Here is a 24,782-nt window from a genome sequence, read left to right on the forward strand (position 1 = left end):
ATATAATTCATAAAGAATCTGAAATATGAACTTACTAAAAACAATTGCCCTAATTATTGTACTGAGTTTACCTTCTGTTGCCCATGCTCAAAAAATCAAAGCCAAGCGCGTTAAAAAGGACATGCAAACGGTTGCCGATTGGCAGATAAGGCATTTTAGAGACACCTTTAGCATGAAGCGCAACAAGCCCCACCATATTGCCGATTGGACCAATGCAGCTTTATATGTGGGCATGGTAAAGTGGGCAGAAATGGCCGATAGCGACAAATACTATCAATGGCTAAAAGGCGTTGGCGAAGAGCAAAAATGGAAACTACATTGGCGTAAATACCATGCCGATGACCATGCGGTAGCTCAAATGTATATTGAGCTTTTCAGAAAGTATGGCGATTCAACAATGATAAAACCAAGTATTAAAGGGATGGACTACATTATTAATAACCCAAGTACACAACCCATTACATTAGACAACTACAAACATTTAGAACGATGGACATGGTGCGATGCACTATTTATGGCTCCTCCGGTATTGGCAAAATTGGCTAATATAACAGGCGATAAAAAATATACTGACTTCATGCTAAAAGAGTTTAAGGCTACTACAGCGCATTTATACGATGCAGACGAAGATTTATATTATCGAGATAACTCTTACATCGGCAAATTAGATAAAGGTCATAAAACCTTTTGGTCGCGCGGTAATGGATGGGTTTTTGGAGGCTTAACCATTATAATGGAAGAATATCCGAAAGACTCTAAGGAGTATGCTTACTTTTTAGATATCTACAAAAAAATGGCTAAAAAGTTAATAGAAATACAAACTCCAAAAGGGCATTGGGCTATGAGCTTACTGGCTGCAGATTTATATCCAACTCCTGAAGCAAGCGGAACAGCGTTCTTCACCTTTGGTCTGGCTTGGGGAATAAACAATGGCATCCTCAATAGAGAAACTTACGAGCCGGCTGTAAAAAAAGGATGGAATGCCCTCACTAGCTACATTACAAAAGATGGCATGCTCGGATATGTACAACCCATTGGCGCAGCTCCTGGTAAAGCATGGCCCGATAAAACAGAAGTTTATGGTACCGGTGCCTTTTTAGCTGCGGGTAGCGAAGTTTACAAAATGTATAGCAAATAGATTTCTTAGATAAAAGCTTTTAATTTATGCCCCTTTGTAATTACAATGATCAATCATCTGTTATTGCAAAGGGGAATTTGTTGATACAAACATAACTTCGGCGCCAATGTTTGAACCTTTGTTGATACAAACACGTCTTTGGCGCCAGTGTTTGAGCCTTTGTTGGTACAAACACGACTTGGGCGGCGATGTTTGAGTGTTTGTTGATGCAAACACAGCTCTGGCGTCAATGTTTGAAGCTTTGTTGATGCAAACATTGCATTACGCAAGTTATGGCATTACCCCGTCAATCCCATTAATAATTATAATATCCCCCCTATTTTACCAATAATACCAAATCTCTAATCATCATAATAAGTATAAATTAGCATTCGTAAATAAACTACTCATACTACTTTATGAAACGGATTCAATTATTCTTATTAATATCCTTAGTTACCGTATTTTCCCAGGGGCAAAAATTACCCTCATTTGCTGATGGCGACAAAGTCTGTTTTATTGGCAATAGCATAACTCAAGATGGCAGGTACCATATGTTATTCCAGTCCTATTTTGCTACCCGATTTCCTGGTGTAGAAGTCGAATTCTACAATTGCGGAATTGCTGGTGATGTAGCAACAGGGATGATCAATAGATTTGAATCGGATATTTGGATACACAAACCCACCAAAGCCTTTTTAATGACAGGCATGAACGATGTAATGCAATATTTATATGAACCATCTGCCATAGTCGATTCCTTGAATTTAGCTCGCAGAGAGCAGGCATTGCAAGCCTACATTAATAATACCGAAACACTCGCCTCGATGCTTAAAAACAAAGGTGTAGAAACAATATTCATCACACCTTCCATTTACGATCAAACTTCAAAAATATCGCAAAGTAATAATTTGGGGGTTAACGATGCCCTAAAACAATATTCAGCTCATATTAAACAATTGGCAAAGAAACACAATGCAACAGTGGTTGATTTCAATAGCATGATGGAAACCATTAATTTAAATGGCCAACAAAACGATAGTTTATTTACTATTGTTGGGCACGATAGGGTTCACCCTGGTGATGTTGGACATTTTATTATGGCCTATGAGTTGATTAAAACAATATTGCCCCAACAAGCTCTTTCAAAAATTGTAATTGATGGTAAAAAAGGAAGAATACAAGCAAGTAATAATGCAACAGTTGAATGCAAAAAAACGCGAAAAGAGATTAGTTTAAACGTAAAAAACGTGTCACTACCCTTCCCTATTTTTAAACAATATTCACAAGCTTTAAACTGGATACCTTTTCAGGATGAACTAAACCAAGAACTATTAACCATATCCAACCTTAAGCAAGGAAATTACACACTAGATATCGATGGTATTTATATTGGGACTTTCTCATCTGATGAACTAAAAAAAGGAATTAACCTTGCTACAAATGAGAATACACCACAATACAAGCAAGCCACTAAGGTTTTAAAATTATGCACAAAATATCATAAAACAATGGGTAAACTCAGAACTCTGGCTTTTATCGATTATCGTATGTTAAACGAATACACGGGCCCAGATACGGCAAAGGGAAAACAATCTTATCTGCAAGCTAAACTCGATGCCGATATTGGTAAAAGTTGGCATGCTTGGAATACAAAAAATGTAAATAGATATTTTGAATTATTACCCCAAAAAGAAGCCTTAACAAATGAAGTTAACGAACTAAGAAACCAAATATACAAAAGTAATATACCGCTCGAACACAATTATGTAATAAAGGCACAATAAGCCCAACATAAGGTACAGACTAGTGAATTAGCATCACTTTGTCTAGTTACTACGATATTCACCCCCTGTTAATGCACGTAAAAATGTAGCATCTGTGCGCACACTTTTTGATACATTTGATACAAGAAATAAAAGTACTTTATATGAAAATAATCACAGCAAAAAAAGCAAACAGCTAAGTTGTGAACTAATAAAACTTAATTATAAGAACATGAATAAAATTATTTTATTATTCGGTGTTTTCTTGCTATCAATTACCTTGAATGCACAAAAAGACAAACAACCCAACGTATTAATTATTCTATCCGACGACCAAGGTTGGGGCGATGTTGGCTTTAATGGCTGCACCGATATTCCAACACCTAACTTAGATCAGCTTGCAGCTGATGGAGTAATATTCTCGCAAGGATATGCTGCCCACCCATATTGTAGCCCAAGTAGGGCGGGTTTGCTTTCTGGTAGAAACCAACAACGATTTGGTCACGAAAACAATTTACCATATACCGATGCAGATGCGGATGATGGTTTTCCTCTAACACAATTGATGATGTCGGAGTTGTTAAGCGATTACGATTTTCAAACTTGCGCTATTGGTAAATGGCATCTTGGTGACTCAATTAGCCTATGGCCCGACAAACGTGGTTTCGACGACTGGTATGGTTTCTGGGGTGGCGGAATGAACTATTGGGGAAAACCCAAACACAACGACCCCTACCACGGTGTACTACGCAACGGAGTGCCTGTTCCTCTAGATGAGATTACTTACCTGACTGACGATTTCACTAACGAAGCCGTAAACTACATAGATGGGTATGTGAAAAAGGACAAACCATTTTTTATGTACCTAGCGTATAATGCGCCGCACACACCTATTCAGGTTACCAACGAATATACCAAAGCCGTAAGCCATATTGAAGATGGGGAACGAGCTGCATACGGTGCCATGGTTTATGCAATGGATCAAGGTATTGGTAAAGTCATTCAGAAGTTAAAAGACGAAGGAGAATACGAAAATACTCTAATATTCTTTTACAGTGATAATGGTGGAACACGCTATAGAGCGAGTAACGCTCCCTATAGAGGATATAAAGGGATGCTCTTTGAAGGTGGTATTAGAGTGCCATTTATTATGGCCTACCCTGGACACCTAAAAGGAGGAAAGACTTACCACAAAATGGTTTCTGCTTTGGATATTTACCCAACTATTTTAGCCGCTACAGGATTAAAACACCCCGAGCCTGAAACACTAGCTGGAGTAGATATTATGCCTTTTGTTAAAGGAAAGAAAAAAGGAGAACCACATACCGATTTATACTGGCGATACTCTGATGGTGCAGGTTATGCCATGCGTTTAGGAAAGTATAAAATGGTAATGTCTGGGTTTAAAAAAGATTTCTTTTTATTTGATATGGAACAAGATCCATACGAGCACACAAACATAGCTTCAGAAATGCCTGAAAAATTAGCAGAAATGAAGCAACTCTATGCCAAATGGGATAAGGGTAACATAAAAGCCTTGTGGCAAGATCCTCACGCTGCTAATTTATCTAAAGAAGAAGGTGGTAGACAAAAAGCTCTTGATAGAGCAACAAGTGGAGAAAAGTCAAACAAATAAAAATATAGAAACATGTTAAGAAATATATTCACCATATGCATACTAACCTTAATGCTTGCAGTGCAAGCTCAAAAGGATGAACGCCCAAATGTAATATTCATACTTACCGACGATCAACAAGTGGGTTTATTGGGCGTTGAAGGAAACGAATTAATTCAAACACCCAACCTTGATAAACTGGCCAACGAAGGCGTACGTTTTACCAATGGCCATGTATCAACAGCCATTTGTACACCTAGCCGTATTTGTATGCTCTTAAGCCAATACGAACGTAAGCATGGTGTAAACTTTAATTCAGGTACATCTGTAGCACCAGAAGCTTGGGCACAATCGTACCCAGTGGTAATGCGTAACAATGGTTATTATACGGGTTATGTGGGTAAAAATCATTCCCCTATTGGCAAAGGTGGTTACGCAAGCGGATTAATGGAGAAATCATTTGATTATTGGTATGCGGGTCATGGTCACTTGAGTTTTTATCCTAAAAAGCGTCACGAAATTTTTGAGGATGCTTACCACAATACTCAGGTAGAAATTATGCAAGAAGGTGTGAACGATTTTATGAGTAACGAGCACCGCTTAGGTGGCGCTTTACACTTTATTGATGAGCGCCCAAAAGACAAACCTTTCTTATTAAATATCTGCTTTAACCTACCGCATGGCGCCAGCACAGGAACCATGAAGTTACTAAAAGGAGATTCTGTTATTTATCGCGATTTATATCGTGATATAGAAATACCAATGCCTGAAAATTATATTGCTAAAGCTGATATCAAAGAACCTAAATTGCCAGCTTCTATACATAGAGCATCCGACCGACAAGCGGGATACGACTATGTAGATACTCCTAAGAAAAACAAAGAGCGCATTATTCGTCAAATGCAGGCCATGACAGGTATCGATGGCTTAGTTGGTAACCTTCGTCAAGTGCTAAAAGAAAAAGGTTTAGATAAAAACACCATCATTGTATTTACTTCTGATCATGGTTTATTTATGGGCGAGCAAGGCATGGGTGGTAAAGCCCTTTGTTACGAGGCTTGCACCAATGTTCCTATGATTATATATAATCCTTTAGATAAAAAGAAAAGCAGAAAACGTGTTAGTGATGAATTGATATTAACCATCGATTTGGCACCTACCATATTAAGCTATGCGGGTATCGAAGCTCCAAAAGAATTTCAAGGTAAAGATGTTTCAGGAATAGTTTCTGGCACAAAAGATAAAGTACGCGACTATTTATTTACCGAAAACATGTGGTCTACACAATTCGGTAACCCACGTTGCGAATCAATTCAAAACAAAGAGTGGAAATACATCCGATATTATAAAAACGAGAACTTATCAGCAGCCACTAAAATTGCAGCTGCAAAACAGTTAGGTATTCCCGTTAATAAAATGTTGTATTCAGTGCACGATCCGGATATTGCGCTTTACCGCAGCTTTGTTGAAGGGCCATTGAATGGTGAAAAAGCCGTATACGAGGAGTTGTATCACTTATCGGAAGATCCTAAGGAAGTGCATAATTTAGCAAGTAAAAAAGAACATGCTGAAATATTGGAAACACTCAGATCCGAGTGGAAAATTGCCATTAAAGAAGCGCGTGGTGAAGGGAAACCCAAAGTATTACGCTATACAGCAGATAGCATGATGGAACAATTTGGAACCGTAAAAAATCACTAAGGTGATACCCATTAAAAGAATATAATAAAAAGCAGGCTCTCACATTGAAACTATTCAATGATGAGAACCTGCTTTTTTTATTTAGGTGCAGTTGCGCTATGTGCATAGGAGATAAATAAACAAAGTAATATTTAAAACTAAATAAACTAAGATTTAAAACTATGAAACAAATTATTTTCCTAGCCATAGCAATGGCTTTTGTGCAACATGTAATCGCCCAAAACAAAGTAAGCGGCAGAGTAACAGCCTTCAATAAATATACCTTAGAAGGAGTTAAAGTTGAAGCCAAAAAGAGTGGAAATGCGGTGTATACCGATAAAAATGGGAACTACGATATTGAATGTAAAAAAAAGGATGCCCTAAAAATTAGTGCTGATGGGTTTATGCAGGCACGGATAAAATTAGATGGATCCGAGTCGTACTTCAACACTAACCTTATCATGCTAAAAGGAAGTTCTGCACAATATAAAGTAGTTAACAAAGGGTATATGACTCAAGATGAATTGGATTATGCTTTAGAAAATCTGACATCCGAAAATAACGATTTCTCAAGATTCCAGGACATCTGTGACCTTTTACAATCCAAGTTTCCATTGGTTAAGTGCATTGAAGACAATGGTATTAACCGTATTTATTTAGGCTCTAATCCTCAATCGCTTCAATCTGGCTCTTGGGCCCTATTGGTAGTTGACGGGATTACAACTGATGAGATTAGCGGATTATCACCTATGCAAGTGGCCGACATTAGAGTACTTTCCAAAGAGGGTGCTTCAGCCTATGGCGTTCGGGGCTCAAATGGTGTGGTAGAAATTGATTTAAAAGCATCTGCAGGATCAGGATATTAATAAAATAACATATTTAAAATAATGAAGAAGACATTAATCACACTCTTAGTTATACTAATTACAATCCCATCTTTCTCAAAGAAAAAACCCAATGTTATTGTGGTTTTAGCAGATGATGTTGGCACAGGTGACATTTCGTTTTATAGAAAGAAACATAGCCAAGATATTAAAGTAGAAACACCAAACCTCGATAAAATTGCAAGTCAGGCAATGGTTTTCACCAATGCCCACTCTCCTGCTGCCCTATGCGCTCCGTCGCGCTACGCTATAATGACTGGCAACAGCTGCTACCGTAGCGATTACCCTTGGGGCGTATGGGGAGCCTATGAAAAGTCTCCTCTAAAAGAGGATCAATTAACACTGGGTAAATTAATGAAGGAAGCTGGTTACAACACCGCCTTTTTCGGGAAATGGCATTTAGGCGGAGATTACCGTCGCAAGGATAATCCTGAGAAAATATATCGAAGCCCGCGTTGGAAGCCAGAGTTAGAGGTAGATATTACCGAAGTTATTGGCGGAGATCCGTTAAGCAATGGCTTTGATTATAGTTTTATGTACCCCGCAGGCATACAAGATGTACCCTACGCCGTATACGAAAATAACAAATGGATGCCCTTAGCTGATGATTCTGAAATTACCTTTATTTCAAAAGAAAACATGCTAAAGAAAGACGTGAAACTCGATAAATCAGAAGGCTTAGGAGACAGTAATTGGGATGCCCACAATATGGGTCCTTTATTGGTTGCCAAAGGAGTTAATTACATCAACGAACAAGCTTCGGAAAAGAATCCATTCTTTATGTATTATTGCTCACAAGCTGTACACTTACCACATACCCCTCCTGATAGCCTTAATGGAATTGCCATTAAAGGAACCACTCCAAGCCATCATTTAGATATGATTAAGGAGATGGATGTACAAATGGGTATGCTTGTGGATGCGCTAAAGGAAAATGGAGAATATGACAACACTATTTTCATTTTCACCTCGGACAATGGGGGATTAACATTTAAGGAAACCATGCAAACAGGGCATCGACCGAGTAATATTTATCGTGGGGGTAAAAACCAAATTCACGAAGGTGGCCACCGAGTTCCTTTCATTGTTTCATGGCCCAATGAAATTAAAAAGGGAAGTAGCGACGAGCCAATACTTGGACTGGATATCATGTCAACCTTGGCGCACATTTCAGATCTTACAATAGCGGAAAATCAGGCAATGGATTCACATAACCTATGGCCTATTTTAAATGGCTCTAAAAATGCCAAGGGACATCCTTACCTAATGGTACAAGGCGGTACAGCTAAAGAAGTAGCCATTATTGAAGATGGTTGGAAGCTAATCATCCAAATTGATAAAAAAGACAAAACTGACAATACAAGAACACCGAAGGCACTTTTCAATTTGATAAATAACCCTGGCGAAAAACAAGATCAGAATAAACTAAACGATCCAGAACAGAAAGGAAGGGTAAAAAAGCTATTTGATAAATACAATCGCTTGCGCGATGGAAAAGAAGCTACAGCGAAACGATAATAAAACGAATTAAGCCATTCAAATTTAATTGAATGGCTTTTCTATAGCTTAAACATTGCAAAACTAACGCAATAGTATTTTTATATTCGTTGCAGCTGATTTATTTCCTGCCGCATCTTCACAAACTATACTTAACTGATAACCACTATCACCAGTATAAATATTGTCTGGTATAACATCAAATATTTCCTGATCAACTTCATCTGAAGTACCCGATAATTCAACAGTTTGAGTTTGCGTCTCCCATGGCTCATCATCAACACCAGTTGCTGACTTTAAAGAACTCAAAGTAAAAACAACAGACTTGAGCTCTGTATCATCAGTAAATGTACCTTTATAAGCTACTTTACCTCCAGTCATAAATTGTTGATCCGAAGTTGGCACTGTAGGAGTTTCAATTACAGGTTTTGTTTCATCTGCTGGTTTTTCTTCTTCATTGTCACTATCTCCTCCACACGAAGATAAAATCAGCGCTGTACCAATTAGGAATGGTAAAAACTTTAATAAATTTCTTTTCATAATTACGTTTGTTATATATAATGTTGAATTGTTTGCAATGCAATATATAAAATATATGCAATGTACAATGTCACAATTGGTTCAAAAAATGGCATCAAAAATAAATATATGCTTTTACACATCATATAAACAATATTTTGCCCCCTACACAAATAAAAATTCCTGATAATGGAGATAAAAAAAGGGATAAAACATTCACAGTTTTATCCCTTTACTAAATAATCAGTATACTTTAATTGAAACTACTTTGCGTAATTAATGGCGCGAGTTTCTCTAATAACCGTAATCTTAACTTGACCTGGATAGGTCATCTCAGTTTGAATCTTCTTAGCAATATCGTATGACAATGTTTCGGCATCCTTATCTGAAACCTTTTCACTACCAACAATAACTCTTAATTCTCTACCTGCTTGAATTGCATATGTTTTAAGTACACCAGGATAATCAAGAGCTAATGTCTCTAAATCTTTTAACCTTTTGATATATGAATCAACTACCTCTCTACGAGCTCCTGGACGTGCACCTGAAATAGCATCACACACTTGAATAATTGGAGCAATCATAGTGGTCATCTCTACCTCATCATGGTGAGCACCAATAGCATTACAAATATCTGGCTTCTCTTTATACTTTTCAGCTAATTTCATACCCAAAATAGCGTGTGGTAACTCTGGCTCCTCGTCGGATACCTTACCTATATCATGCAGTAAACCTGCACGTTTAGCCTTTTTAGGATTTAAACCTAATTCACTTGCCATAACTGCACAAAGGTTGGCAGTTTCGCGCGAGTGCTGTAATAAGTTTTGACCGTATGAAGAACGATACTTCATTTTACCTACTAACTTAATTAACTCAGGGTGTAAACCATGAATACCTAAATCAATAGTAGTACGCTTTCCAGTTTCAATCATTTCTTCCTCAACCTGCTTGCGTACTTTATTTACAACCTCTTCAATACGTGCTGGGTGAATTCTTCCATCAGTAACCAATTGGTGCAATGCCAAACGAGCAATTTCTCTTCTCATCGGATCAAATGCACTCAATACAATTGCTTCTGGAGTATCATCAACAATAATCTCTACACCTGTTGCAGCCTCAATAGCTCTAATATTACGACCTTCTCTACCTATAATTCTACCCTTAATTTCATCAGAATCAATGTGGAAAATTGTAACTGAGTTTTCTATTGCATTTTCAGTGGCAACACGTTGAATTGTTTGTAATACAATTCTCTTAGATTCTTTAGTAGCATTAATCTTAGCTTCATCCATAATATCGTTTACATACGACATTGCTTCAGTTTTAGCCTCTGCTTTTAAAGACTCAATAATTTGCGCTTTAGCTTCCTCTGCTGTTAGTCCACTTATGGCCTCTAGTTGCTCAACTTGTTGACTTCTTAACTTGCTTAATTCATCCGACTTTTTCTCAACTATTTCTAACTGAGAATCTAAATTTAAACGAATTGCATCTACTTCTTTTTTCTTCTTTGCAAACTCGTCCTGACGTTGATTTAAGGTAGCTTCTCTTTGCTTTTGTCTGTTCTCAGAAGCTACAACTTTACTATTACGAGCTGTAATTTCCTTTTCGTGTTCTGCTTTTAACTCTAAAAACTTTTCTTTGGCTTGAAGTATTTTATCTTTCTTTAATACCTCTGCTTTATTCTCAGCATCATGAATAATCTTATGGCTCTGCGTTTTAAGCAATTTACCGTAGATAATCCAAGTACCTAGTACCCCTATAGCCAGGGCTGATATTCCTATGATTAACTCTTCCATTAGTACTTATTTAATTAAAATAAAAAACCGCTATCGCTAATAATAAAATTACCACTTTCTATTTCATCCTATCTAAATAGAATAGAAACAAAGCAATAACAATAAAAGCAATGCGGATATTATTGATATATAGTATTTACTCTCTTCTTAATATTTCACTCAATTGCTGATCCAACTCTTTGGCAGCATCTAATATTGGTGAGGTATCTTTTTGTTCTTCAAGCTCAAGCAACTTAATTACAAACTGTAAAGCCGCCATACCTAAAAAATCTTGTAAGTCTTTGTCTGAATAATGTTGTTTATATTGTAAAACCTTCTCATTAATCATCTTAGCTGCCTTTCTAATACGTTCTTCATCTTTTCTATCAATCCTTAAAGGATAATAGCGATCTGCAACATTCACACGTATTGAAAGTTTTTCCTCCATACAGCTAACTATCTATTTAAAAGAGCAATGCACTTATCAATTTCCCGCACAATCTGATTAATCCTAATCTTCGCACCATGAACGTCTCCACTGGTGACTTCTATTGCTTTAGAAAATTTCAATGTATTGTATTTTTCCCTAAGAGCAGCTGTTTCACGAGCACCCTCTTCAAGCTTAGTAGTTAGTTTGTCATTCTCGGCCAACAAATTCCCATTTTCTGTTTTTAAATCGTTATAACGACTTACTAACAACCCAATTTTTTGTTGTAAACTATCTACTATTTCTATATTTTCGTTGGCCATATTCACAAAAATGCAATACAAAGTTAACATTGCAATTAAAAAATAAAAACAAACCCCTATATTCTTTTTGCATTCTATATTTTTGGCCTCACTAAGTAAACTTATATTAATGTTTTATAGGTCGATTTTTTTATACTTTTACTGAAATATTTTTTCAAAAATTCAATATGTGTAATTATTTTCTTTTACTTTTCTTGCTAGCATCATCAAGTATTTTCTCACAAAAAAAAATAGACAATACTTTCCTATTCCCAATAGATATAAAACCATCAGTTAGTGGATCGTTTGCAGAATTACGCTCAAACCACTTTCACTCAGGCATTGACCTTAGTACAAATGGAAAAACGGGTATTCCCATAAAATCGATGGAAAGCGGCACCATTTCACGCATAAAAGTATCACCTGTTGGTTATGGTAATGCTATTTACATAAAACACCCTAATGGATATACCACGGTTTATGGTCATTTAAAATCTTACTCGAAGAAAGTTGAAGAAATCATCACAAAAGCGCAATACGAAAAACAGAGTTTTGCCATAGACTATTTTCCTAAAGAAGAAATCCAAATAAAAAAAGGTGAGGTTATTGGTTTCTCAGGTAATTCAGGAAGCTCTGGAGGTCCCCATTTACATTACGAAATAAGAGATACAGAAAGCGAAGAACCTTTGAACCCGTTTATGTTTCAAGATATCATTAAAGATGATATTAGACCGCATATTGAAGCCATTAGGTTATATCCTTTAAACAAAGACAGTCGCATCAATGGTTCAACAAATCCAATAAACTTTGTAGCTGTATTTTACGATGGTAAGTTCCACTTAAAAGGTAATCCAACTATAAAGGTGAAGGGCGATATTGGAGTTGCCATAAAGATGCTTGATTATATGTCGGGTTCATGGAAAAAATGTGGAGTTTATAAACTAGACTTATACAAAAATGACACTCCAATATATGGATGGGAGCTTTTCCGTTTTTCGTTTTATGAAAGCAGATATCTAAATAGCCACATCGATTATTCGTATAAGAAAAAAACGGGTCGTAGGTATGAAAAGTGTTTCCGAGATCAGAACAATAAACTAAGCATCTACTCAAACACTGTCAATGATGGAATAATAAATTGTACAGGTAAAGACCATTTAAAGTTTATTGCTAAAGATGCTGCGGGTAATAAATCTGAACTAGGATTTAACATTATTGCTGATACTAAATCCTACCCTAGTGTTGAACCGAATAAAATAAGCAATCAACACAAAGTTAATTGTAAGGAAGATTTTAAGTTAGAGGAAGAAAACTTCTCTTGTCACATTCCAAAAAATAGTCTGTATAAAAATGAAGCAATCATTATTAGAGAACTAAAACAAAAGAGTAAAGAAAACAATCCTATATTTGAAATTGGTGATTCGAGTATTCCTTTACATACCTCTATCGAATTAAATTTTAACTGTACCGATTCTACAAATCATGAACAATTATGTATTGCTAGTGTAAGCTCCAAGGGTAATTTATATTATGCAGGTGGCAATTTTAATGATGGTAAACTAAGCTTAAAAACAAGAAGCTTTGGAAAATATACATTATCAAAAGATACTCTCCCTCCGAGTATTTCTTTGAGAAACATTCCTGCAAATCATAATTATAGCACAAAGGGAATCATCTATTTTAGAATATCGGATAGTTATAGTGGTATAAAATCCTATAATGGTTTCATTGATGGTAAATGGTGCCTTTTTGAATACGATGCTAAATCTAAATTAATTTGGTGCAAATTAGATAAAACTCCAGTTGTTAAAGGTGTAAAACACAGTTTAGAATTAATAGTGGAAGATAATTGCAACAATACAGCTAAAAAAGAATATTCGTTTGTGTATTAGAGTTGATCCTCTACTCGATGATAATTAGAAATCGAGCTACATTTTCACTATAATGAAGGAGCAAGAATAACAGACTTAAATGAAACATCGAAGGCACTTCAAGTATGTCGCGTTTAAAAATTGAACAAATGGGCCATTTTAGGACTGAATTTTTGCATTAAAAATTCTGGAACTATCAAGAATTAAAAATCTAGGTATATTTTATCAAGCAACAGATTGAATAGTTAATTTTTTTGGTAAATTTACGCTCCGAAATTTAACACAGATTCATGTCAAAACAGACTAACGAGCAATTTGATGCAATTATCAATATCTGTAAAGATATTTTTATAAAGAAAATGAAGGATTATGGAACTGCTTGGCGTATACTTCGTCCGGCTTCTATGACAGACCAAATATTTATTAAAGCACAACGAATTAGAAGTATCGAAACCAAAGGTGTTTCTAAAGTTGATGAAGGTGTTCGTTCAGAATTTATTGGCATAATCAACTACGCTTCAATGGCTATCATCCAACTTGAATTGGGCACATCAGATTCGCCAGAGATGGATACAGAAGAAGCTTTAAACAAATACCTAAAAAACCTAAACGAAGCCAAAGATTTAATGTGCAATAAAAACCATGATTACGATGAAGCATGGAGAAGCATGAGAATTAGCTCATTTACTGATTTAATTTTGATGAAATTGCACCGAACAAAACAAATTGAAGATAACAAAGGAAAAACAATTATATCAGAAGGTATTGATGCCAATTATTTAGATATGATTAACTACGCAATCTTTGCAATGATTCACTTAGAGTTTCCTGAATAAAGTTTAATGAAGAAGTTATTATTTATAATAAGTAGAGTAATTGTTGGCGTTGTATTCCTTTTATCGGGTTTTGCAAAGGCAGTTGACCCAACCGGTTACGCTATTAAAATAACAGATTACCTTGTTGCTTTCAATGTTGAAGCTTTTAGCAGCATTGCTTATGTATTGGCTGTAGGTATATCAGCCTTAGAATTTATTACAGGCGCTCATTTAATTATAGGATTACGCAATAAACTATTTTCGATAATAGTCACAATATTCATGGCTATTTTCACACCTCTTACATTGTGGATAGCCTTATTTAATCCGGTTACTGATTGCGGCTGTTTTGGCGATGCTTATCAATTAAGCAATTGGGAGACTTTTCTTAAGAACATTGTTTTACTTGTTCCTACACTTTACGTATTCTTTAATCGTAAAAACTATCCCTCTAGGCTAAATGCGTTTCAAAGTATTTTAACAACTCTTGGTTTATCATCGCTTATTGTATATATATCCATAGCTGCATTAAACCATTTACCTATTCTGGATTTTAGACCTTATCATATTGGAGCCAATATTCAAGAAGGTATGACTATACCCGATGGTGCTGAGCAACCTGAATATTTGACCACATTTACTCTTGAAAAAGATGGTGTGCAAAAAGAATTCTCTGCTGAGAATTACCCATACACGGATACGACTTGGGTGTTTGTTGACAGCAAAACAAAAGTAATTAAAGAAGGGTATCAGCCACCCATTCACGATTTTGTTTTAATTGATGAAGAAGGAAACGATTTTACCAGCACCCTTTTAAACTCGAGCACTCCTACCCTATTAGTTGTGAGCCCACAAATAAAAAAAGGAAATTGGGAAAATAGCTTTAACAAAATCACAGCACTCAAAAACTTAGGTTTAGAAAAGAATATCAACACCTATGTATTAACAGCATCGAGCAATGCTGATATTTCTGAATTTGAATTTGCCAATAATGCAGGTTATCAATACCTAACTGCTGACGAAACAGTATTAAAAACCATGATACGCTCTAACCCAGGAGTCATTCTTATACAGGACGGAACCATAATATCTAAGTGGCACTATAATAATATACCATCTGCCAATGAGTTTTCTAAGCCCATTTCGTATTCTTTAAAAGAACAGAAAAAGCAAGCAAATTCATATTGGTTATGGTGCCTAGTATTAGGTACGGTACTTTTTATAAGTATCATTTATTTAAGTAAACGAAAGTAATTTTTATATTCTAATAACAAACATTTTTACGATGAGACAAAACATTGTTGCCGGAAACTGGAAAATGAACAAAACCCTTCAAGAAGGGGTAGAATTAGCAAACGAATTAAACACAATTCTTGCTTCAAAAACACTTAACTGCGATGTAGTTATCGGTGTTCCTGCTACTCACATCACTGAGGTTGTTAAAACTGTTGATGGCGCGAAAATCGGTGTTGCTGCTCAAAACTGTGCTGACCAAGTATCTGGTGCTTACACAGGTGAGATTTCAGCTTCTATGGTAAAATCTACAGGTGCTGAGTATGTGATCTTAGGTCACTCTGAAAGAAGAGAGTACTATGGCGAAACTAACGCTACTTTAAAAACTAAAACTGACTTAGCTTTAGCTAACGGTTTAACTCCAATTTTCTGTATTGGTGAGGTTCTTGAAGAAAGAGAAGCTAACAAACAAAACGAAGTGGTAAAATCTCAAATCGAAGAGGCTTTATTTCACCTTTCTGCTGACGAGTTTGCTAAAATCGTTTTAGCTTACGAACCAGTTTGGGCTATTGGTACTGGTAAAGTAGCTTCTCCTGAGCAAGCTCAAGAGATTCACGCTTATATCCGTTCTATCGTTGCTGATAAATTCGGTGCTGAAGTTGCTGATAACACTTCTATCCTTTACGGAGGTAGCTGTAAGCCAGGTAACGCAAAAGAGTTATTCTCAAACCCTGATGTTGACGGTGGTTTAATTGGTGGTGCTGCTTTAGCTGCTGCTGATTTTGTAGGTATTATTGACGCATTTTAGTCGGTAAAACCCAAATGATATAGAATGGCCATCTCATATTTGAGAGTGGCCATTTTTTATTACTAAAAGAACACCTTAAGTTGATACTTTGAAGCACTAAATATATACTTTTGCAAAAAAGTAATCTATCATTCACAATTCGTAATAGTAAAGGCACTATTGCGTTAATTATTTCTATATTATGCAATACACAAAAGTAAGCTTTACTATTTCCCCACTTTCAGAAACAATTCAAGAAATACTAATTGCTGAGTTATCACAATTTGCTTACGATAGCTTTCAGGAAACAGAAAGTGGGCTTGATGCTTACATTCCTACACAAGACTTTAATACTGAAGACCTAGAAACACTTCATTTGCTGAATGATGAAAATTACCAGACTAATTATACTAGTGAACCTTTAGAAGATCAGAATTGGAATGAAACTTGGGAAAAGAATTATTTTCAACCTATTGAGATTGATGATCGCTGCGTAGTTCGAAGTCCTTTTCATACTAATGTAAAAGAAGTTGAATACAACGTACTAATTGACCCAAAAATGGCTTTTGGTACTGGTCATCATGAAACTACAGGTCTAATGATAAAGCATATTCTTGAAATGGATTTTACAGGCAAATCAGTTTTAGATATGGGATGTGGAACCGCGATACTCGGAATTCTATGCGCAATGCGCAATGCTAAATCGGTATTCGGAATTGATATTGAAGAATGGGCTTACCATAACTCCAAAGAAAACATTAAGCTTAATCATATTGATAATATGGATGTAGCACAGGGTGATGCCGCATTACTTTCGGGTAAACAATATGACATTGTCTTGGCCAATATCAATCGTAATATTCTTTTAGAAGACATTAAAAAATATAGAGCCTGCCTAAACACAGGAGGCATACTACTACTTAGTGGATTCTATAATTCTGACATTGATGTTATTGATGCCGAGTGCTCTAGTAACAAGCTTAAAAAAATAACTGTAAAAGAGGATAACAAATGGGTAGCTCTCTCGTATATGGCTTTTTAAGCTAAATTTATGAGATTACAATTTATAATGGCCATCCTATTATTGATGGCTACCCAATCTTTTGCACAAAACAAAACACAACTCTTCAGTGATAATCCTGAGGAGTTTTTACCTCAAGTTGAAGACCTTTTTAAAAGCATTAGCGACAAAAAGTATGCTAAAAGCTTTATTGAAGATCTGGAGATATTCTGGTACAATCCAGATATAACAGATCAGGACAAAAAACTCATTATCGACAACTGTAATCTACTGGCCTTAAAACGCGCCAGACCTATTCCTGATTACGAGACCTACCTTAATACCATCCGCAATTATATTCTATCTGATATTGCTACCACAAGCTTTGATGCTTGGAATAATGCAATTGTTAGCTTATTAAAAGAAAAGCGATATCCACTGCGTAAAATTAATAGTCTGCTAATTACAACTAATGCCTTATTAAAAGACAACTTCATATACAAAACACCCTCTGCTCAATGGAAAGCTAGTGATAACAATTGGACCTTAGAATTTAAGGATGAGTTAATCGTTAAATTTAACCCGATGACTTTAACTTGCTTTTCTAAAAGCGATAGCCTAAAGATATACAACACCAAGGGTGAGTTTAATTACAAAACAAATATTTGGAGAGGTGAAGATGGTAAAGTAACCTGGCAAAACGCAGGGTTTAAAGCTAACCAAGTTTATGCTACTTTTAAAGAATATTCAATACCTTTTAAAAGCGCTTCTTTCGAAATAAAAGAAGTAGACTTTTACAACCACACCTACTTTGATCATCCATTAAAGGGATCATTACGTCATAAGGTAATGAATATTTCAAATCCCGATAACGCCACCTATCCTCAATTCAGATCTACACAGGAACGTTTCAACCTTGAAAATATTCAACCTAATGTAAATTACGAAGGTGGTTTTGCTCAGAATGGTGCTAAGTTCTTGGGTGCAGGAACCTACGAAGATCCTGCTGAGATAACTATTTTAAGAAACGACACAGCCTTTTTAACTGCAAAATCATTGTTCTTCGCACTCCGATCAGATCAAATTCTAAGTACAGATACTGAAATAAAAATGGACTTAGATACTGGGTTTATTTACCACCCAGGGCTTCAGTTTAAGTACATGGTTGACAATAATGAATTACACCTCATACGCAATGGAGAAGGTTTATCAATTAGTCCTTACTTTAATACATATCATAACGTAAGTATGGATATTGAGCTGCTTACCTGGCAGCTTGACAGTGCAATTATGGACCTAAAGATGGTAGCTGGCGCTGCTGAAAACCATGGTGCCTTTGAATCTCTAAGTTACTTCAGAGAGTCATTTTACAATCAGTTACAAGGCATGGATGCTATTCATCCCTTACAAGGACTAAAAAATTGCGCCCTCTATTATGGTAATAACTTTACTGCAAAACAGTATGCTAAAAACTTAGGTTTACCCGAAGCACAAGTGAGGCAACAGGTTATTAACCTTTCCTTTTATGGCTTTATTGGGTATAATGTTAATACCGATGAAATTATTATTAGGCAAAGGCTTGAAGATTACCTCCAATTTCGCTTAGGGGAAAAAGATTACGATGTAATTCGTTTTGCCTCAAACACACCTGGCAACCTAGCGAATGCCACACTCGATTTAAAAAACTACGATCTCAATATCAATGGAGTAAAATCCATCTCTATTTCCGACCATCAAAATGTTGTATTCTTCCCGGCTAATGAAAACATCATGTTAAAACATAACAGAAACTTTGTATTTGATGGAGCCATAAATGCGGGTATGTTAAACTTATTCGGAAATGGCTTTAAATTTAATTATGAAGAATTCTTAATAGAGATGACTAATATTGACTCTTTAAGAATGAAAGTCCAAACAGGTGAGCTTGACTATTTTGGACGACGAAAACTTACCTACGTTCGTAATGCAATTGAAAATCTATCGGGAACACTCAAAATTGATGAAGCTGATAACAAGTCGGGTACCGAATCCTATAGTCAATACCCGATATTAAATAGTACTAAAGAATCGTATGTTTATTACGATAAGCCCGAAATACAGAATGGGGCTTATAATAGAGAAAAGTTCTACTTTAAATTAGATACATTTATGTTGGATAGTATTAGTCAGCTCTCTCGTTCTAACTTTGACTTTACAGGATCCTTTGTTTCAAATATCTTCCCAACCTTTAATGAAGCACTTACTATACAGCCCGATTTCTCGCTCGGCTTTAACCGAACTGCACCTGCTGAAGGATATGGAATTTACGAAGGAAGAGCAACCTATTTTAGTAATATCTCACAAAGTAATCAAGGCTTAAGAGGTAATGGTATTTTAAAATACCTTACTACAACATCAGCTTCAGACGACTTCTTATTTTTACCAGAAGAGGTTAATGGAATTACAAAAGAATTTACCGTTGAAAAGCGTGAAGATGGTATTGAGTATCCTGATGTTATTGGCCATTACAATACTATTGTTTATAAACCTTATAAAGATCAGTTGATGGCCAAATCTCAGGAAGAAAGCTTCACTATGTATAATAACGAGGCAAACCTAGATGGTAAACTTGTTATTAATAAATACGGTGCAAAAGGAGAAGGAACATTCTATATGGATAAAGCCAACATTGTATCTCCGATAATGACTTTTGGTGGGCACACTGTATTAGCTGATTCCTCAGACTTTAACCTTGTGCTTGCAGAGAATGTTCAAGATGTATCCTTTAACACTACCAACTTAATATCAAACATCGATTTCGAAACTCGCAAAGGGACCTTTGTTTCCAAATCAGGCGGTAGTTTAGTAAACTTTACCGATAACAAGTACATCTCTTACATTAGTGAATTCTCATGGGATATGGATTTAAACGACATTTTTATGGGAACCAGTGGTTCTGAGGGTAACCGATTTATTTCTACTCACAGAAAACAGGACTCACTGGAATTTAGAGCTCCTTTGGCGAGATATGATGTTGAAAACAAAATAATTTATGCCGAGGAGGTAACTGAGCTTAAAGTAGCCGATGCCCAACTGAAACTTAGTGATGGTTTTATTACCATTAGAGAAAATGCTGATATGGCTCGCCTAGATAGTACAACAATTGTTTTAGCCGACACATCACACACACATACCATTTATAATGCCACAATGAAAGTTGATGGTAAAAATGCGTATTCAGGGTATGGTGAATACAATTATGTAAATGGCAATGGCAAAAATTATAAAATAAACCTGAGTGAGATTAACTTGAATGAAAACAATAGAACCATAGCAAATGGAACAATAATAAGTCAAGACCTATTTACCTTTGATGAAAACTTCACCTTTAAGGGTAAGGCTAATCTTTTGGCTTCAGACCCACTATTTACATTTAAAGGAGGTGCTCAAATGCTGCATCAGTGTAATGGTGGCCCGCAAACTTTTGTATACTTTGAAGAAGCTATTGATCCAAACAATGTTATTATACCAATTGGCGCAGAACCAGTAAACTACGATCGCGATAACGTTTATAGAGGTTTCTTTTTAACTAAGGATTCATCTCATGTTTACTCCTCGTTTTTAGGTAGCAGAAAAGATTATAGCGATATACCAATTATTACGGCTGATGAATATTTATATTTCAATAGCAATGAAAATGCCTTTGAAATAAGTTCAATGGAAAAGATCGCAAATCCTGATACAACAGGTACAATATTGAGGTATTCAAATACTAACTGTGATATTGTAGCACAAGGTATTCTTAATTTAGGTATTGACCTTGACCAGGTTAAAACAACTGCTTCAGGAACGATTACTGATAATCCTAAAAAGAAAGAAATCACATTAAACACATTATTCTCTTTAGATTTCTTCTTTAATGAAGAAGCCAGTGCTCAAATGGTAAAAACCATACAACAATCAAAAGCTGAAGAAAGTAAAATTAGTGACGAACTACTTAATAAAAGGTTAAGTGAATGGGTTGGTAAAAAAGAAGCAAAAACTCTTAGCTCAAAACTAAAATCAAATGCCTTATTTGAGGATATTAATCCTGAGTTAAAAACAATGTTGCTATTCGGAAATATAGACTTTGAATTTAATGGGAAAGCACATACGTATATTGCCGACGGAAAAGCTGACATCAGTTTTATAGATGGCTATGCCGTAAATAAGCAAGTTGATGTTAAAGCTGAGATTACAAAAAAACGCAGCGGTAACTCAATAGAAATGTTCCTTCAGTTTGATAAGGATAATTGGTTTTTCTACTCGTATAAGAATGGTATGATGCAAACCTTATCATCATCGGATGATTATAACAACACCGTACAAACGCTTGAAGCTGCAGACAGAAAACTAAAAGTGGGAATAACTGAAAAACCTTATACGTTTATATTATCTCCAACAACTAAGTTAAATCGATTTATTAAAAAGTTTGGTTTAAGCCCCATAAGTAAGGCCACAAGAGCAGCAGGTCAAGACATTCAAGAAGAAGCTGAGGAGGAGGAAGAGTAGAAAGAATGAACATTGATAATACAAAGGAAGTAGGAAACGTTAACTAAAATTTTATCGAGTACTTCTTTTTAGCTACTTTTGAAGCTATTAATAATTCTAAAAATTAATAATGAGACTTATATTATTTATCATATTAGCCTTAACCATCAACCTGAGTTTAGTTAAAGCGCAAAACGAAAACTTAGTTGACACCTGCAATTATGCTCTTAACATCTATTCTTCAGAAGGAATCAAAGAACTCAATATAAAAAGCTTACACGCCAAAATAAATATCCATAATTGGGATAAAGAAACTGTTAGTGTTGAATCAACCGTGAAAATTCTCACGCCTAAATTGGTAGTTGCTGAAGAACTATTAGCTCTAATTAAAGTAAAGACAAAGAACACTAAAGATGCCATTAATACTACTACAACCCTAAGTAAAGACTTCTCAAGCACGGTGCCTTACGAGATTATACACAACATTTTTGTACCTGAACACATTGCTTTGAATATTACGAATAATCATGGTAATGTTGTTATCCCAAAAACAACAAATGGGGTAAATCTCAAGCTTAATTATTGCTCATTAATTGTTAACGATATCCGAGCAGAACTGGCAGAAACTAAAAACTACTTAAATTTAAAATTCTGTAAGGCAGATATTAATCTGTTGGGGAATGCGAGTATAAACAGTAATAGTTCTGAAATATTAATAACGAAGTGTGATTCTATTTTACTCAAATCAGAATATAGTAATATTTCAATTCTAGATAATAGAAAACTAGATGGAAATACTAATCTTGATAAAATACAAATAGACAAAACAGATAACATTGTTTTACTAGGTAAATACAGTGCTATAAATCTTGATTATTTTAGCACGAATGGAAAGTTTGAATTAGAAGAAGGAAAGCTCAATATTAATGGCTCTTCTAATAATTTTAGTTCGCTACTAATTAGTAACAATAATACTCCAACAACTCTGAAATTAAACCCATCTGCATCGTACATCATTAATGGTGAGGTAAAAGATGCAAAAATAAACCATCCGAATACAAGTGAACTTGATTTGATTAAAGATCACAACAAAACTTCTTTCTCAGGAGTTATTGGTGATAATCCCAATACAAATTCAAGTGTAATTGTTTTCAATAAAAACAAAGACATAACTTTCGACTAACAACATAAAACACACATATATGTCAACTGCAGATAATATTTTTTTGCTTCGCACTAAAATGCTAGCCAACGGTATAGATGCTGTTATTATACCAAACAGCGATCCTCACATGAGTGAATATATATCCGGACATTGGAAAAAAAGAGATTTCATTTCTGGATTTACTGGTTCAGCAGGCACCATAGTAATTATGGCTGATGAAGCAGGCCTATGGACCGATAGTAGATATTATCTTCAGGCTGAAGATGAACTAGCTGGCTCTGGAATTGATTTATATAAAACAGGAGAAAGTAGTACACCTCACTATTCTGATTGGATTGCTGAAAGATTAAATCCCGGAAGCACCATTTCAATTGAAAGCCTTGTTTTTTCTACTGATGATGCGCGTAAACTAGCTAAAAAGTTTAAACCATACGGCTTACATCTTGATACGCAAGGAAATATTTTAGATGAAATATGGCAAGGTCGTCCTCCTATTCCTGAAAATAACGTATTTGTTCACGATACTGAATATGCTGGTTTAAGTAGAACTGAAAAGATAACAATGATTCGTGAAGAAATGCGCAATGTGGATGCTTCGCACTATATCGTTTCTGCACTTGATGAAATTGCATGGGTACTAAACCTAAGGGGCTCAGATGTATCTTACAACCCGGTTTTTCATTCTTATTTAATAATATCTCTTGACAGTGTTCATCTATTTATAGATACGCATAAAATAACCGCAAATATTGGAAAAGAACTCTCTAATGATGAAATCTCAATTCATTTATATGGAGACGTTTTCAAGTGGATTAACGAAATGCCAAGTGATTCTGGGCTACTTTTTGATACTTCTACTACCAATGCGCGTATTTACTCATTAATACCTAAAGAAGTTATTAAAATTGAGAACCCTAGCTATGTTCGCCGTATTAAAGGAACAAAAAACGAGGTTGAACAGAATGGGTTTAGAACAGCTATGCTTAAGGATGGTGTGGCGATGACTAAATTCTTACATTGGCTCGAGCAAGAAGTTCCTTCAGGGAATGTAAGTGAAATTAGTGCTTCTAAACAGCTTAAGAAATTCAGAGCTGAAAACGAAAATTTCATTGGTGAATCATTCGGAACTATTTCTGGGTTTGGTGCTCATGGTGCTATAGTGCATTATTCAGCTGATAAAGACTCAGATATTAAACTTACCACCAACTCATTCTATCTGGTAGATTCTGGTGGTCAATATTTAGAAGGTACAACTGACATTACCAGAACTATACACTTTGGCGAACCTACAGAACAACAAAAAACAGATTTTACGCTAGTATTAAAGGGTAATATTGCGCTCGATTCAACCATATTCCCAAAAGGAACTCGAGGAGTTCACCTCGATATTTTAGCACGTAAAGCACTTTGGTCTCATGGCTTAAATTATGGGCATGGTACGGGGCATGGCGTGGGTTGTTTCCTGAATGTACATGAGGGTCCTCAAAGTATTCGCCCAGATGATAATGGCATTTGTCTTGAGGAAGGCATGGTAAGTTCTAACGAACCAGGATTGTATAGAGCAAATGAATATGGGATACGTATAGAAAACTTATTACTGACTACTAAAGCTCAGAGCACTGAATTTGGAGATTTCTTGCAGTTTGAGACATTAACTCTGTGTCCTATCGATTTAAAATCAATCAAAAAAGAATTACTAACTGAAGAAGAAATTCTGTGGTTAAATAATTACCATAAAAATGTATACGAAAGTGTATCACCATTCTTAAACGATACACTTAAGGCTTGGTTAAAAGAAAACACAAGAAGTATATAGTAAA

General features: G+C 35.5%; 18 protein-coding genes. 14 read left to right on the forward strand and 4 right to left on the reverse strand.

What is annotated here, in order from left to right:
* Window positions 1–25: 25 nt before the first annotated feature.
* The 6 genes from A8B35_RS09605 (at window position 26) to A8B35_RS09630 (ending at window position 8,580) form a co-directional block, all read left to right on the forward strand.
* The gene (locus tag A8B35_RS09605) at window positions 26–1,138 is read left to right on the forward strand and encodes a glycoside hydrolase family 88/105 protein (RefSeq protein ID WP_075602808.1); all 1,113 of its coding nucleotides are present in this window, start codon (window positions 26–28) and stop codon (window positions 1,136–1,138) included.
* Between the two features lie 398 nt (window positions 1,139–1,536).
* On the forward strand, window positions 1,537–2,904 hold the full coding sequence (locus A8B35_RS09610; RefSeq protein ID WP_075602809.1) for an SGNH/GDSL hydrolase family protein: 1,368 nt from the start codon (window positions 1,537–1,539) through the stop codon (window positions 2,902–2,904).
* A gap of 211 nt (window positions 2,905–3,115) precedes the next feature.
* Window positions 3,116–4,519 (forward strand): sulfatase family protein, encoded by a 1,404-nt coding sequence (locus tag A8B35_RS09615; protein WP_075602893.1) that lies wholly within the window; start codon window positions 3,116–3,118, stop codon window positions 4,517–4,519.
* Between the two features lie 12 nt (window positions 4,520–4,531).
* Window positions 4,532–6,199 carry a sulfatase-like hydrolase/transferase gene (locus A8B35_RS09620; RefSeq protein ID WP_075602810.1) on the forward strand — a complete coding sequence of 556 codons (1,668 nt, stop codon included), beginning with the start codon at window positions 4,532–4,534 and terminating at the stop codon, window positions 6,197–6,199.
* A 161-nt stretch (window positions 6,200–6,360) separates the two neighbouring features.
* Window positions 6,361–7,044, forward strand: coding sequence for a hypothetical protein (locus A8B35_RS09625; protein ID WP_075602811.1), 684 nt, complete (start codon window positions 6,361–6,363; stop codon window positions 7,042–7,044).
* 21 nt (window positions 7,045–7,065) lie between these two features.
* The gene (locus tag A8B35_RS09630) at window positions 7,066–8,580 is read left to right on the forward strand and encodes a sulfatase family protein (RefSeq protein ID WP_075602812.1); all 1,515 of its coding nucleotides are present in this window, start codon (window positions 7,066–7,068) and stop codon (window positions 8,578–8,580) included.
* Window positions 8,581–8,643: 63 nt separating this feature from the next.
* Here the strand turns inward: A8B35_RS09630 and A8B35_RS09635 are convergent, their stop codons facing one another.
* The 4 genes from A8B35_RS09635 to A8B35_RS09650 form a co-directional block, all read right to left on the reverse strand.
* A complete protein-coding gene (locus A8B35_RS09635) occupies window positions 8,644–9,099 on the reverse strand; it encodes a DUF4625 domain-containing protein (RefSeq protein ID WP_075602813.1) in 456 nt (151 codons plus the stop codon).
* Between the two features lie 242 nt (window positions 9,100–9,341).
* The gene (rny, locus tag A8B35_RS09640; RefSeq protein WP_075602814.1) at window positions 9,342–10,874 is read right to left on the reverse strand and encodes a ribonuclease Y; all 1,533 of its coding nucleotides are present in this window, start codon (window positions 10,872–10,874) and stop codon (window positions 9,342–9,344) included.
* Window positions 10,875–11,010: 136 nt separating this feature from the next.
* Entirely contained in the window at window positions 11,011–11,301 is a 291-nt protein-coding gene (locus A8B35_RS09645) for a cell division protein ZapA (RefSeq protein WP_075602815.1), read from the reverse strand.
* 8 nt (window positions 11,302–11,309) lie between these two features.
* Window positions 11,310–11,603: a hypothetical protein gene (locus A8B35_RS09650; protein WP_075602894.1), complete on the reverse strand. Its 294-nt coding sequence runs from the start codon at window positions 11,601–11,603 to the stop codon at window positions 11,310–11,312.
* 167 nt (window positions 11,604–11,770) lie between these two features.
* Here A8B35_RS09650 and A8B35_RS09655 point away from each other — a divergent pair, with 167 nt between their 5' ends.
* The 8 genes from A8B35_RS09655 (at window position 11,771) to A8B35_RS09690 (ending at window position 24,778) form a co-directional block, all read left to right on the forward strand.
* The gene (locus A8B35_RS09655) at window positions 11,771–13,474 is read left to right on the forward strand and encodes a M23 family metallopeptidase (RefSeq protein ID WP_075602816.1); all 1,704 of its coding nucleotides are present in this window, start codon (window positions 11,771–11,773) and stop codon (window positions 13,472–13,474) included.
* Between the two features lie 269 nt (window positions 13,475–13,743).
* Window positions 13,744–14,289, forward strand: coding sequence for a DUF1599 domain-containing protein (locus tag A8B35_RS09660; protein ID WP_075602817.1), 546 nt, complete (start codon window positions 13,744–13,746; stop codon window positions 14,287–14,289).
* A 6-nt stretch (window positions 14,290–14,295) separates the two neighbouring features.
* A complete protein-coding gene (locus A8B35_RS09665; RefSeq protein ID WP_075602818.1) occupies window positions 14,296–15,522 on the forward strand; it encodes a BT_3928 family protein in 1,227 nt (408 codons plus the stop codon).
* A gap of 31 nt (window positions 15,523–15,553) precedes the next feature.
* Window positions 15,554–16,309 (forward strand): triose-phosphate isomerase, encoded by a 756-nt coding sequence (gene tpiA, locus A8B35_RS09670; protein WP_075602819.1) that lies wholly within the window; start codon window positions 15,554–15,556, stop codon window positions 16,307–16,309.
* 181 nt (window positions 16,310–16,490) lie between these two features.
* Window positions 16,491–17,330 carry a 50S ribosomal protein L11 methyltransferase gene (gene prmA, locus A8B35_RS09675; protein WP_075602820.1) on the forward strand — a complete coding sequence of 280 codons (840 nt, stop codon included), beginning with the start codon at window positions 16,491–16,493 and terminating at the stop codon, window positions 17,328–17,330.
* 9 nt (window positions 17,331–17,339) lie between these two features.
* Window positions 17,340–21,818, forward strand: coding sequence for a hypothetical protein (locus A8B35_RS09680; protein WP_139314858.1), 4,479 nt, complete (start codon window positions 17,340–17,342; stop codon window positions 21,816–21,818).
* A 109-nt stretch (window positions 21,819–21,927) separates the two neighbouring features.
* Window positions 21,928–22,980, forward strand: coding sequence for a hypothetical protein (locus tag A8B35_RS09685; RefSeq protein ID WP_075602822.1), 1,053 nt, complete (start codon window positions 21,928–21,930; stop codon window positions 22,978–22,980).
* A gap of 19 nt (window positions 22,981–22,999) precedes the next feature.
* The gene (locus A8B35_RS09690; protein ID WP_075602823.1) at window positions 23,000–24,778 is read left to right on the forward strand and encodes an aminopeptidase P family protein; all 1,779 of its coding nucleotides are present in this window, start codon (window positions 23,000–23,002) and stop codon (window positions 24,776–24,778) included.
* Window positions 24,779–24,782: the final 4 nt, after the last annotated feature.

The organism is Saccharicrinis aurantiacus (assembly GCF_001660705.2).
GTDB lineage: Bacteria > Bacteroidota > Bacteroidia > Bacteroidales > Marinilabiliaceae > Saccharicrinis > Saccharicrinis aurantiacus.